The organism is Streptomyces sp. NPDC007095, from assembly GCF_040634475.1.
In the GTDB taxonomy this organism is placed as follows: Bacteria; Actinomycetota; Actinomycetes; order Streptomycetales; family Streptomycetaceae; genus Streptomyces.
The window spans coordinates 10,628-23,440 of the sequence record NZ_JBEYFS010000105.1; the positions used below are offsets into that span (position 1 = coordinate 10,628).

Consider the following 12,813-nt stretch of genomic DNA (forward strand, 5'->3'; position numbering starts at 1 on the left):
GAAAACCCTTTCGGCACGTTTCGGTTCGGGAAAATTGCTCGGGATTCTCACGGCAGCGGCGGCAACGCCACCCGCTGGATCGGTGTGGTGTTCCCCGCACGGTCGGTGGCGGTGAACTCCAGGATCTGTGGCTCGTCGCGCAGCGCCCTGGTGAACGGCTCCTGATAGATGCCCCAGAACGTCTCCGGGGTACGCCATTGGACGCGGTCCACGCCGGACACGTCGTCGGCGGCGTGGAGGGTCACCTCGACGTTGCTCGGTCCGAGCGGACGGACCTTGGCACGCACCGACGGGGGCCGCGTGTCCACGGCGACCTCGCGAGTGGCGTGGACGACCCGGCCGGAGGAGTCGGTGGCCCGGCCCCGGAGCATGTGCCGGCCCTCACGGTCCAGCGCGATCACGCCGGTTGCGGGCTGCCACGTGCCCTCGCCCACCGCGGCCTCCAGAGTGGCGGGCGAGACCGAGGTCACCGTAAAGCCCGGCTCGCGGGTGTACCACCCGGACGGGGCACGGTCGCCGGTCACCTCCACCCGGACCACTGGCAGCGGATCTCCCACGCCGACGTCCGCCGGGAGCGACCACTCGACGACGTCCTCGACGGGCTGCCCGTCCGCAGAGGTCAGCCGGGTCACGCGCGGTACGTCCGCCGAGTCCGGGCCGACGACACCCCGGCGGGGCACGGCCGAGCCGTCGAGGGTGCTCGCGGCGGCCGCCATGAGCACCGCGACCGCCTCGTCCCGGCTCAGCAGTCCGGATCGGGCCGCCCGCACCACCCCCTGGTGGACCGCGGTGAAGAACGCGGCGACGTCGCCGTATCCTCCGTCCGCCCACAGTCCGGTGAGGAACGACCAGCCGTCGGAGTCATGGCGGTCGGGTACCCCGGGCGCGCTGCCCAGGAAGGCAATCTCCGGGTCGGCCAGGCGCAGGTACATGTGGTGGCGGTGGTCGCCGCCGGACCAGGCCGGTTCGAAGGTCCGGCCGAGCACCGAGACCAGGTCGCCGTCGGTGGTGTGCCCGGCGATGCTGCCGTCGAGACGCCGATGGGCGGCCGCCGCGATCGGCAGGGTGGTGGTGGCGTCGTCGCGCGCGAGCAGCACCGTGGGGCCGAGTTCCAGGCTGACGAGGGTGGGGTCGTCGGGGGTGGGCACCAGCCGCAGTGGCATCGGCAGGTCGAGCTCGACGATGTCGCCGGGGCGGAAATCGCGTTGCAGTGTCACGAATCCGGTGTCCGGCACCGGCGTCCCCACACCGTCGACACGGATGTCGGCGGCCCAGGGCGGGATGCGCAGGTGCAGCTCGCCTGAGAAGGCGAGTCCGAACTCGAGCGCCACCTTCCCGTCACGGGGGTACCGGGTCCGCAGGATCACCTCCCCGTCGGCGTAGCGCAGCCTCGAGGGTACGTATTGCGTTACGTAGAGGTGCCCGGGTGCGTGGAACCACACCGATTCCTGGTGTTTGACGTGGCTCTCCAGGCCGGTGCCGCCGCAGCAGGTGCCGACGTTGTCGTACTCGCGGACGGCGCCCGGGTCCACCGGGTACATGTACAGGACCTCTGGGCTGGTGTCCGAGGTGACGTCGGCGCGGGAGCCGACGATGTGGTTGAGCGAGGCGCGCTCGGCGTAGTCGGCGTACCGGCTGTCGAGGGTGTGCCCGAACAGCGAACGGGCGATCTTCAGCAGGTTGTAGGTCGCGCACGTTTCGGCGTTGCGCCGCTTGACGAACCCGGCCACGGTGTCCGCGGGGCCCCACAGTTCGCCCTCGCCGGTGCCGCCGTGCGCGAAGGTCCGGCCGGGCACGATCTGGTCCCAGAGGGCGACCACCGCGTTGAGGTAGCGGCGGTCGCCGGTGGCGTCGTACTGGTCAAGGTGCCCGACGAGCATCGGGAGGTGCTGGTTGGCGTGCATGCCGTCGAGCACGTCACGGCCCTCGACCGCGGCGTCGAGCATGCTGTCGACCTCGAATGCCTCGGCGGTGCGCAGAAACGACGGCTCGCCGGTGATCCGGTGCAGTTTCGCCATGGTCTCGTTCATGCCGCCGAACTCGCCGGCGATGTAGAGCGACCACATGCGCTGCAGCTGCACACGTTCCAGCCGCAGAACCCGGCCGGCCACCCAGTGGCCCATGCCGGTGACGACCTGCAGCGCCTGCTGGGAGCCCGTCAGCTCGTACGCGTCCAGCAGCCCCGCCATAATCTTGTGGCACGTATAGTACGGCGCCCAGATCTCCCCGTACGGCGCCAGGTCCTCCAGCCGCGAGAACTGCCACTCGCCGTACGCCGCCAGAAATCCCGGATGGCTGTAACGCCCGGTCGCCGCCAGCGCGTCGCGCACCTCGGCCAGGCCCGCGACCATCTCGTTCGTCTTGCTCAGCAGGACTTTCTCGCCGGTCGAGGCGTACGCCAGCGACAGCATCGACAGGAAGTGCCCCGCGTAGTGCCCGCGCAGCAGGCTCGCCGTGGGTGCCACGCCCGGTCCGGGGTAGTCGGCCTCGGACCACGCTCGCTCGTCGGGATGACCGAAGTCCTCCCAGGTGCCCGGGGGCAGCGCCCCGTGGGTGTCGAGCCCCGCGTTGGCCCGGAAGACCGCGAGCACCCGGTCCACCGGGAACACCCTGGCGAGATGCAGCATCTGGTCCCGGGCCCGGGAGTGCACCCCGTCGAGCAGGTCCACGTCCCGCAGGGCGAAGGGCTTCGCGCGGGTCATCGGGCCGCCCACTTCTCGAGCCCGGTGGCGTCGATCGGCAGCGCACCCGACAGCACCTCGTGCCCGGTCCCGGTGACCAGGAGGTCGTCCTCCAGGCGTACGCCGATTCCGCGCAGTTCCGGGGGCAGGGTCTCGTCGTGGGCGTGGAAGTACAGGCCGGGCTCGACCGTCATTACCATGCCGGGCCGCAGCGGCGCATCTTGGTACTGCTCGTACGACGACGAGCCGCAGTCGTGCACGTCCAGGCCCAGGTGGTGGCCGATACCGCAGACGATGTAGCGGCGGTGCTGCTGGCCCTCGGGTGCGAGCGCCTCGTCGACCGAGACCGGTAGCAGCCCCCAGTCGTGCAGCCCGCGGGCCAGAATCTCCATGGCGGCGAAGTGGAAGTCGGTGTAGGTGGTGCCGGGGCGTACCTGGTCCATACCGGCGCGATGCGCGGCCTCGACCAGGTCGTGCACCCGGCGCTGGGCGGGCGTGAAGGTGCCGCCCACCGGTATCGTCCGGGTCACGTCCGCGGTGTACAGCGAGTTCGCTTCGACACCCATGTCCAGCAGCAGCGTCTCGCCGGGCCGGACCGGGCCGTCGCAGCGGACCCAGTGCAGGATCGGCGCGTGCTCACCGGAGCCGACGATGGTGTTGTAGCCGGGCCCGTTGCCGAAGGTGCGTGCGTGCCGGTCGAAGGTCCCCTGCAGCCAGCGCTCCCCCAGGGCCTCGGTGACGGCGCGCGGGATCTCGTCGGCGACGGCGGCGAATCCGGTGACCGTGTGGTCCACGGCCTCGCGCAGCTGTGCGATCTCCCAGTCGTCCTTGATCATGCGAAGGTCGGAGAGCACGGTACGCAGTTCGTCCGGTTGGCCGTCGTGCTGCTCACCGAGGTCGCCGATCGGCCGCACCGGCAGATCCAGCGCCGCAGACCACGCCGCGAGCCCCGCCGACGGGCCGACCCACAGTTCCCCGTGCGCCGCACTGGCGTGGAAGTCACGTTCGCCGGGCCGGGCCGGAGCCGGCATGTACAGCACCGCGTCGTGGCCGCCCGGCCGCGGCTTCATCACCAGGACCGCGCCCTCGGTCTGGCACGAGGTGGCCCAGAGGAAGTCGCTGTCCACCCGGAACGGGTAGTCCGCGTCGCCGTTACGGTGCCGGGCGCGGCCCGCAGCCAGGACCAGGGTCCGGTCCGGCAGGCAGGCGCTCAGCTGGGCCCGGTGCTCGGCCGCCGCCCGTGCCGCGGCCGGACTCACCGGCGCCGGGACGTCGCGTTCGGCCCAGCCCTGCCCGATGCGGGCCAGGAAGCCGGGGCTTTCGTCGGCCAGACGCGGCAGTTTCGTCCCCGCGTACGGCGGGGTGGTCATCTCGGTCAACGCTTTTCGCCTCCTCGGTCGCGGACCATCTCCCGCAGCCGGCGGAACACCCGGCCGTCGGTGATGCCGTCGTGTTCGTACTCGTTGGTCACCCAGGTCTGCGCGTTGCCGACCCGGGTCAGGGTGTCGCGCTGCAGCCCGGCGTCGACGAACACGTCGTCGGCGTACACGGCGGCGGCCAGCGGAACGTCGTTGGCCGCGAGCCGGGCCGGGTCGTAGAGCGGGCTCCAGACCTTCTGCTCGGCAAGCTCGGCCATCGCGGGAGCGAACGGCCGCAGCGCCCGGACCTCCTCGAACATCCACGGAAACGTCATCTCCGAGGTGAACAGCAGCGGACGGCGGTCTTCGGCGAACTCCGGCCGACGGTCCCGTTCGCGCTGGGCCGACCAGCGGAAGGGACCGTTCGCGCCGTCGCCGTAGATCGACTCTTGGAGGGTCCAGAACAGCGGGTTCCTCGCGTTCGACGTCTTGACCTGCACTGTCTCCAGGAACTCGCCGTCGAGCCGGCCGTCGCGGCGGATCGCCTCGGAGACCAGCCAGTGCAGGCCCTGGTGGCCGGCTCCGAAGCCGAGGTCCCCGCCCAGAGTCTGGAAGCGGCGCACCGACAACGGCGAGCCGTCGGGCAGCGTCACGTCACCGGCGGCGAGCCGGTCGGCGATCGCCGCCACCGCGGCGACGTCCTGCGGGTAGCGCCGGTAGAAGTCGGCGGTCTTGCCGGCCACCCGGTCGAACGTGCGCCGGTAGACCTCGTCCGGATCGGGCGGTGTGCCGGGGATCCCGCCGCAGACGTAGCAGGCGGTCAGCGCCTCGGGGGCGTGCGACAGGTAGGTCAGGGTGATCCACCCGCCGAAGCTCTGCCCGAGGGTGGCCCACCGTTTGCCGTCGTAGCACCGGGTCCGGACGTGTTCGAGGTCGCGCACGATCGAGTCGGCCCGGAAGTGCAGCAGGTGGTCCGCGGCCGCACGGGCGTCGGGGAAACCTGCGATGTCGGTGCCGTCGACAGGGGTGCTGCGCCCGGTGCCGCGCTGGTCGACCAGAACGACCCGGTAGTGCGGCAGGGCCTCGGGCAGCCAGCCTCCCACCGGGGCGGGCCGGGGGTTGGCGCCGCCGGGGCCGCCCTGCAGATAGGTCAGCAGCGGCAGGTCGTCGTGGCGGCGTTCGGGGTCGGTGAACTCCCGGACGAACAACTCGATGCTCTCGCCGCCGGGATCGGACCAGTCCAGTGGCGCGGCGACGGTGAACTCGCGGACCCAGGCGCCAGGCACGGGGTATTCCACCAGGTTCATGAGGTGGCTCCGGTCGCGTTGCGTCGGCGCGCGTCCCACTCGGGGCGGATCCGCGGCACGGCGGCCAGCAGTTTGCGGGTGTACTCGTGCTGCGGGTCGTCGAAGACCGCGTCCCGTTCGCCGGCCTCCACCACGCGGCCGGCCGTCATCACCGCGACGCTGGTGGCGATCTGCCGGACCACGGCGAGGTCATGGGCGATGAACAGGCAGCCGAAGCCCTCCTCGCGCTGCAGTTCGCGCAGCAGGTTGATGATCTGCGCCTGCACTGAGACGTCGAGCGCCGAGACCGCCTCGTCGCAGACCAGTACGCGCGGGCTCACGGCGAGCGCGCGGGCGATGCCGATGCGCTGTGCCTGCCCGCCGGAGAACTGCGCGGGGTAGCGACCGACGTGATCGGGGTTGAGCCCCACCCGTTCCATGAGCGCGCGGGCGACCGTCCGGGTGCCTCCGGGAATCGGCCGTTTCTGGTAGCGCAGGGGCGCGGTGACGATCCGTTCGACGGTGTGCCGGGGGTTGAGCGACGAGAACGGATCCTGGAACACGACCTGTACCTGGCGGCGTACCTCCAGCAGGTCGTTCCCGTGCAGAGCGGTGATGTCGCGGCCGTCGAGGTGGACGCTGCCCGACGTGACGTCGATCAGCCGGGCGGCGAGCCGCGCGGTGGTCGACTTGCCCGACCCGGACTCCCCCACCAGCGCGAGGGTTTTGCCCGCGTGCAGGTCGAAGGAGACGGTGTCGACCGCGGTGAACTTGCGCGCGGGGCGCAGCAGGCCGACCGTACCCGCGATGGGGAATTCCTTGACCAGGTCCCGTGCCCGCAGCAATGGTTCGGAGCTCAACTGTCGCCTCCCAGGGTCTGCAGTTCGCCGATCTCGTCGTCGATCCGCGGGACCGCGTCGAGCAGCGCCCGGGTGTACGGGTGCCGCGGGTCGCAGAAGATCTGCTCGGCGGTGCCGGACTCGACCACCTTGCCGTGCCGCATGACGATCAGCGTGTCGGTGACCTCGCTGACCACGGCGAGGTCGTGGGTGATGAGGATGAGCGCGGCACCGGTGTCGCGGCGTACCTCGGCGAGCAGGGCGAGAATCTGGGCCTGGACGGTGACGTCGAGCGCGGTGGTCGGCTCATCGGCGATGATCAGGCTGGGCTCGGTGCTGAGCGCCATCGCGATCATCACGCGCTGGCGCATGCCACCGGAGAACTGGTGCGGGTATTCGTCGACGCGGCGGGCCGCGTCGCGGATGTGCACACGTTCCATCGCCTCGATCGCCGCCTTGCGGGCTGCTCGGCGGCTGACGCCGGAGCGGTGCGACCGGTAGGCCTCGGCGATCTGCGTGCCCACCGTGTAGTACGGGTTCAGCGAGGAGAGCGGGTCCTGAAACACCATCGCGATCCGGTCGCCGCGAACGGCTCGCATCCGGCGTTCGTTCAGCGTGGTGAGCTCGCCGCCGTCGAACTCGATGCTGCCGGCGCGGGTGGCGCCCTTCGGGAGCAGCCCCATGATCGCGAGGCTGGTCATCGACTTGCCCGAGCCGGACTCGCCGACGATGCCGAGGGCGCCGCCGGGCGGCACGGCGAAGTCGATGGCGTCGACCACCGGCACGCCATGGAAGGCGACGGTCAGGTCGCGGACGCGCAGCAGGTCACTCATGACGCCACTCCCACTCTGACCCGCGGGTCGATCGCCGAGTACACCAGGTCGACGGCCATGTTGGCGACCACGACGAAGAACGCCGCGAGCAACGTCACCGCCATGATCACCGGCTGGTCGTTCTTGGTGATGGAGTCCGCCGCGAGTTTGCCGACGCCGTTGATCCCGAAGACCGTCTCGGTGATCAGCGCGCCGCCGAGCAGGCCGGCGAAGTCCATGCCCGCGATCGTGACGATCGGGGTCAGCGCCGGCCGCAGCGCGTGCCGCCGCCACACCAGGTCCGGTCGCAGGCCCTTGGCCCTCGCAGTCCGCACGAAGTTCTCGCCCAGGGTGTCGATGACGTTGGCCCGGGTGAGCCGGGTGTACGACGAGGCGTAGCCGATCGCCAGCACCGTCCACGGCATGATGAAGTTGAGGAACCACTGCCCCGGGTCGTCGGCAAACGCCACGGCCTGCGGGAACGGCAGCCACTGCAGCCACACCACGAGCACGTACTGCAGCGCGAGGGCGAGCACGTAGTTCGGGATCGCCATGCCGCCCAGGGTGAGCCCGGCGATGAACCGGTCGGTGGCCTTCCCTTCGCGCACGGCGCTGAGCAGACCGCCGATCACGCCCATGAACAGCCAGAGCACGGCCGCTCCGACGGCGACCACCGCGGTCACCGGCAGCCGCTGCACGATCATGTCGGTGACGAACTGCGAGGTCTGGAACGAGTAGCCGAGGCAGGGTGCCGGGCAGTGCACCGCGGACGGGCCGCTGCCGTAGTCGCGGCCCAGGAACAGCCCCTGCAGGAAGTGCAGGAACTGGGTCAGGAACGGGTCGGTCAGGCCGAGGTTGGCGCGGATCTGGTCGATGCGCTCCGGGGTGCAGTTCTTGCCACAGATCTGCACGGCCGGGTCCGGCGACAGGGCGAAGAAGATGATGTAGGTGAACAGGCAGACCAGGAACAGCACCAGCAGCATGCCCAGCACGCGGTGCACGACGTAGCGGGTCATGAGCGGCCTCCCGGCTCGGCGGCGGTGCGGATGTGGTCGCCGAGGACCATGAAGGACAGCACCAGCAGCGCCAGGAAGACGCCCGGCACCAGGAAGTACGTGGGCACCACCGCGTACCAGCTCACCGAACTCGAGATCATCTGCCCCCAGGACGGCGTGGGCGGCACCAGGCCGACGCCGAGGAAGGACAGCCCGGCCTCGGTACCGATATAACCGGGTACCGCCATGGTCACCATGACCAGGATGGTCGAGCGCAGGTTGGGCAGGATCTCGGTGAACACGATGGTGGTGCGGGAGGCACCGGACGCGCGGGCCGCCTCGACGAACTCGCGCTCCTTGAGCGACATGGTCTGTCCTCGCACGATCCGGGCCAGGTACGGCCAGCCGAACAGCGAAATCACCACGACCAACAGGTACTGCCGGTCGTCCGCGGGCAGCGCGGACAGCACGGCAATCATGAAGATGAGCGCGGGGAACGCCATCAGGAACTCCATGACCCGCGAGATCAGCATGTCGATCCGACCGCCGAAGTAACCGGCCAGCAGGCCGAACACCATGCCGAGCACCGTGGTGAGCAGCGTCGCGCTGAGGGCGATGAGCATCGAGGATCGGGCGCCGTACACGATCCGGGCGAAGACGTCCCGGCCGCTGCCGGGCTCGACACCGAGCCAGTGCGACCCGGAGATGCCACCCCAGGACCCGGCGGGCATGCCGCCGAGGTCGGGATCGATGGCGCTCTGGTCGAACTCGTACGGGTCCCAGCCGCTGACCCGGACGATGAGAGGTGCGAACACCGCCATGAGCACGATCAGTGCGATGTAGCCGAGGCAGGCTACGGCCACCGGGTCGCGCAGCAGGCTACGGGCCACGCTCCAGCGAGGGTCGGGGATGGTGCCGGCGGTGCCCGGTTCGGACACCTCCGGCACCTGCGGACCGGTTGACGCGATCGTCATGTCAGCCCTTCGCCGGGTCCTTGAGACCGATGATCCCGTAGTCGAGGTCGCCGCTGGGCACGATCACCCCGGCCACGTTGGTGCCCGGCAGGTAGATGCGGTTCTCGACGTTCAGCGGAACGACAGGAGCCAGCGCCATGATCTTCTTGTCCAGCTCGCCCCAGGCCTTGTTCGCCGCGGCCAGGTCGGTCATCGCGCCGATCCGGTCGATCTCGGCGTTGACGGCGTCGTCGTTGAGCTGGGAGAGGTTCTGGTTGCCCTTGGCCGTGATGTGCCGGCCGTCGAACAGCGGCGGCAGGAACGTCGACGCGCTCGACGCCCAGTCCGGGCACCAGCCGGTGATCGCCGCGTCGTGCTGCTGCGACGGCGTGCCGATCGTCTCGTAGTAGGTCGACACGTCGATCACGTTCAGCTTGACCTCGATGCCGACCCGCTTGAGCGCCTGCTGAATTGCCTCGCCTTTGCGCTGCTCCGTCTCGTTCGCGCGTACGTCCAAGGTCAGCGTGAAGCCGTTCGGGTAGCCCGCCTCAGTGAGCAGTTGCTTGGCCTTGGCCGCGTCACCGGCATTGTCCGCACTCGGATAGGGGTCGTAGTCGACGTGCCCGGAGACCGTGGCAGGCAGGATGCTGTTGGAGATCGTCGCGAACTGTTTGCCGCCGGTGGCGTTGAGCACCGAGCTTTTGTCCACCGCGTAGTTGATGGCCTGGCGCACCTTCACGTTACTGAGCGGCTTCTTCGTCGTGTTGAGACCCATGTACGTGAGACAGGTCGACGGCGCCTTGATCGTCCGTGCCTTGAGCTGCGGCGTCTGCAGGCGCGCAATGGTGGCCGTCTGCACACTGCCGGCGACCGCGTTGATGTCGGCTCCCTGGCCGGCGATGAGACGCTCATCGATGGTGGCGCCCTCGACGCCGATGGTGAAGCGCCACGCATCGGGGTAGGCCTTGCGGACCGTGTCGCCCGCCGCGTCCCAGTGCGGGTTGCGCTTGAGCTGGATCAAGCTGCCCGGGGTGAATTTCTCCACATCGTAGGGACCGGAGGCGATGACGTCTTTGATGAACGAGTCGCCCCCGCCGGTACCGACCGGGAACGGGGTGCCGCTCGGCTGGGACAGCGCCGCGTCGAACTCGGGGAACGGAGCTTTGAGGTGGAAGACGATCGTCTGGTCGTCCGGCGTCTCGATCGTCCGCAGATCGCCCGAGCGGTACGGCCCCTGGTAGCCCTTCGGGGCAGCGATCAGATTCTTCAGGTACGGCGCGCCGATGCCGATCTCCGGGTCCCAACTGCGGCTGATGCCGAACTTGACGTCCTTGGACGTGATCGGCGCGCCGGTGTCGAACTTGATCCCGGCCTTGAGCTTGTAGGTCCAGGTCAGACCGTCGGCGGAGACCTTGCCGAGGCTCTGCGCGAGGTCGGGGACCATCGCGTTGGGGTCCTTGGCGTCGTTGGGTGCCTTGGTGACCAACTGACGGTATATCAGGCGGTAGAACGCGTTGACGCCGCCGTCCCAGCCGCGGGACGGATCGAGATAGGAGAAGTTGGCCGACTGCAGGACCTGCACGGTCCCGCCCTTGACCGCGGTCCCACCGCTCCCACCGCCGGTGGCTGGGGACGAGGAGCCGCCACCGGTGCATGCCGAAAGGGCGAGTGCGCCGGCCGCCAGCCCAGCGAGCGCCAGTGAAGATGAGGTTCTCTTCAAGGGGTCCTACCTTCCGGTCGGGTGCGGGCAGCCCGGCCGTCCGGATGAGTGGGACGGGTGACGGGCCGGCGGACCAACGACTTTGTGCGGAAATGGTGGCAGATGCGCTGCGAGTCCGATGGGCCGGCGGGCAGAGCAGCCGCAGCCGGTCCCACGGAGTGATCGAGATCACTGCAATCCCGATCACTTGAGGAGACAGTAGTATGTGACACCTCTCAGGAGAAGGGCTCGGTGCGAGAATTTACCGCGACGCAATGCCTGTTCACGGGCATGCCGGAGGGCCCGCCCGGCTCGGCCGGGCAGGCTGGTCACACCGGCGTCTCAGTCCTCCGAGCGGCCGTTCCACCACCCGAGCACGTGTCCGATGTGGGCAGTGAGCAGCGTTTCCGCACCCCGCCCGTCACGCGCCTGCAGCAGGTCCACCAGGCTGTGGTGCTCGGCGGCCGAACGGGCCAGCTCGGCTGTACCGATCATGTCTGCCAGGCCCACCATGCGGGTCTGCTGCCGCAGGTCCTTCACCATCGCGACCAGCCGGCGGTTGCCGTGCAGCTCCAGCAGTCGCAGGTGGAAGGCCATGTCGGCGGCAAGGTAGGCCGCCAGATCGGCCGCAGCAGCCGAGTCGACGATCGCCTGGGCCCTGCCCCGCAGGTCGGCAGCGGCCTCCGGCTGCAGCGCCCGCGCGATCTCCCGCATCGGCGGGGCCTCCAGCAGCTGGCGCAGCCGCACGATTTCCCAGAGGTCCTGCTCGCTGACCTCGGTGATCCGGAAACCCTTGTTGCGCACCACGTCGACGAACCCGCGTCCCTGCAGGTTGAGCAGGGCCTCGCGGACCGGGGTGGCGGAGATCCCGAAACGTGCGGCCAGCGTCGGCGCGGTGACCAGGGTACCCGGGGCCAGTTCGCCCGAGACGATGGCCGCGGCCACGGCGTCCTCCACTGTGCCGCGCAGGCTCGCCCCCACCGACACCGGGCCGATGATTGATGAACTCATCCGCGCAGTCCTCCCACGACTAAAATGTCACACCCCGCCAACCATCGTCGGCCGAACAGCGCCGAGTATCGCATTCGCCGGTCGTCGCAGGGGCGGGGGCAACATCGACGGTGGTGTTCCCTGATATGTCACCGACCGCTGGAAGCGCGTGACCGCGCGACATCCACCATTCCCCCTCAGAACTCGAAACCGGCCGGGTAGGGATCGGTCGGGTCCAGCATGTACTGGCCGATCCCGGTCACCCAGGCCCGGCCGGTAATGGTCGGCAGCACCGCGGGCAGGCCGCCGACCGTGGTCTCTCCCACCAGTCGGCCGGTGAACCGGCTACCGATGAACGACTCGTTGACGAAATCGTGGTGCAGCGCCAGCTCGCCGCGTGCGTGCAGTTCGGCCATCCGCGCCGACGTGCCGGTTCCGCAGGGCGATCGGTCGAACCATCCCGGGTGGATGGCCATGGCGTGCCGCGAGTGCGCGGCGTCCGAACCGGGTGCGATGAACTCCACGTGGTGGCAATGGTCGACACCGTCGATCTGCGGGTGTTTGGGCGGCGCCGACGTGTTGATCGCATCCATGATCGCCAGTCCGGCGCTCAGAATCTCGGCCTTGCGTTCGCGGTCGAACGGCAGCCGCACGTCGTCGAGGTCCACCATGGCGTAGAAGTTCCCGCCGAACGCCAGGCTGTACCTGACCTCGCCGAGGCCGGGCACCTCGATGGTCTCGTCGAGCCGGTCGCAGTACGCGGGCACGTTCTCCAGCGTGACGCTCTCGGCGTGCCCGTCCTTGACCGTGACGTTGGCCACCACCAGCCCGGCCGGGGTGTCCAGCCGGATGCTGGTCACCGGCTCGACGACCTCGACCATCCCGGTCTCGACCAGCACCGTGGCCACCCCGATCGTGCCGTGCCCGCACATCGGCAGGCACCCGGACACCTCGATGTACAGCACGCCGAAATCCGCGTCGGGGCGGGTCGGCGGCTGCAGAATGGCGCCGCTCATCGCCGAATGGCCGCGCGGCTCGTTCACCAGCAGCCGCCGTACGTGGTCGAGGTGTTCGACGAAGTACAGCCGCCGCTCGTTCATGGTGGCGCCGGGGATCACCCCGATGCCACCGGTCACGACCCGGGTCGGCATGCCCTCGGTGTGCGAGTCAACAGCGGAGAACAACCGCGACGCGCGCATC

General features: G+C 69.7%; 10 protein-coding genes. All 10 read right to left on the bottom strand.

Features of this window, described 5'->3' with window-relative positions:
• Positions 1–47: 47 nt before the first annotated feature.
• On the bottom strand, positions 48–2,702 hold the full coding sequence (locus tag ABZ656_RS30960; protein WP_360272018.1) for a beta-L-arabinofuranosidase domain-containing protein: 2,655 nt from the start codon (positions 2,700–2,702) through the stop codon (positions 48–50).
• Complete coding sequence (locus ABZ656_RS30965; protein ID WP_360272061.1) at positions 2,699–4,051, bottom strand: aminopeptidase P family protein; 1,353 nt, start codon at positions 4,049–4,051, stop codon at positions 2,699–2,701. Before ABZ656_RS30965 ends, ABZ656_RS30960 begins: the two co-directional genes overlap by 4 nt.
• Positions 4,052–4,056: 5 nt before the next feature.
• Positions 4,057–5,346, bottom strand: coding sequence for an alpha/beta fold hydrolase (locus tag ABZ656_RS30970; protein ID WP_101403271.1), 1,290 nt, complete (start codon positions 5,344–5,346; stop codon positions 4,057–4,059).
• Positions 5,343–6,185, bottom strand: coding sequence for an ATP-binding cassette domain-containing protein (locus ABZ656_RS30975; RefSeq protein ID WP_101403270.1), 843 nt, complete (start codon positions 6,183–6,185; stop codon positions 5,343–5,345). The genes ABZ656_RS30970 and ABZ656_RS30975 overlap by 4 nt, the downstream gene beginning before the upstream one ends.
• Positions 6,182–6,997 (bottom strand): ABC transporter ATP-binding protein, encoded by an 816-nt coding sequence (locus ABZ656_RS30980; protein ID WP_101403269.1) that lies wholly within the window; start codon positions 6,995–6,997, stop codon positions 6,182–6,184. The genes ABZ656_RS30975 and ABZ656_RS30980 overlap by 4 nt, the downstream gene beginning before the upstream one ends.
• Entirely contained in the window at positions 6,994–7,992 is a 999-nt protein-coding gene (locus tag ABZ656_RS30985) for an ABC transporter permease (protein WP_101403268.1), read from the bottom strand. Before ABZ656_RS30985 ends, ABZ656_RS30980 begins: the two co-directional genes overlap by 4 nt.
• Complete coding sequence (locus tag ABZ656_RS30990; protein WP_075028113.1) at positions 7,989–8,945, bottom strand: ABC transporter permease; 957 nt, start codon at positions 8,943–8,945, stop codon at positions 7,989–7,991. The genes ABZ656_RS30985 and ABZ656_RS30990 overlap by 4 nt, the downstream gene beginning before the upstream one ends.
• Before the next feature lies 1 nt (position 8,946).
• Entirely contained in the window at positions 8,947–10,506 is a 1,560-nt protein-coding gene (locus ABZ656_RS30995) for an ABC transporter substrate-binding protein (protein ID WP_218171484.1), read from the bottom strand.
• A 459-nt stretch (positions 10,507–10,965) separates the two neighbouring features.
• Positions 10,966–11,634 carry a GntR family transcriptional regulator gene (locus ABZ656_RS31000; RefSeq protein ID WP_101403267.1) on the bottom strand — a complete coding sequence of 223 codons (669 nt, stop codon included), beginning with the start codon at positions 11,632–11,634 and terminating at the stop codon, positions 10,966–10,968.
• 176 nt (positions 11,635–11,810) lie between these two features.
• Positions 11,811–12,812 (bottom strand): proline racemase family protein, encoded by a 1,002-nt coding sequence (locus tag ABZ656_RS31005; RefSeq protein WP_075028110.1) that lies wholly within the window; start codon positions 12,810–12,812, stop codon positions 11,811–11,813.
• Between the last annotated feature and the right edge of the window lies 1 nt (position 12,813).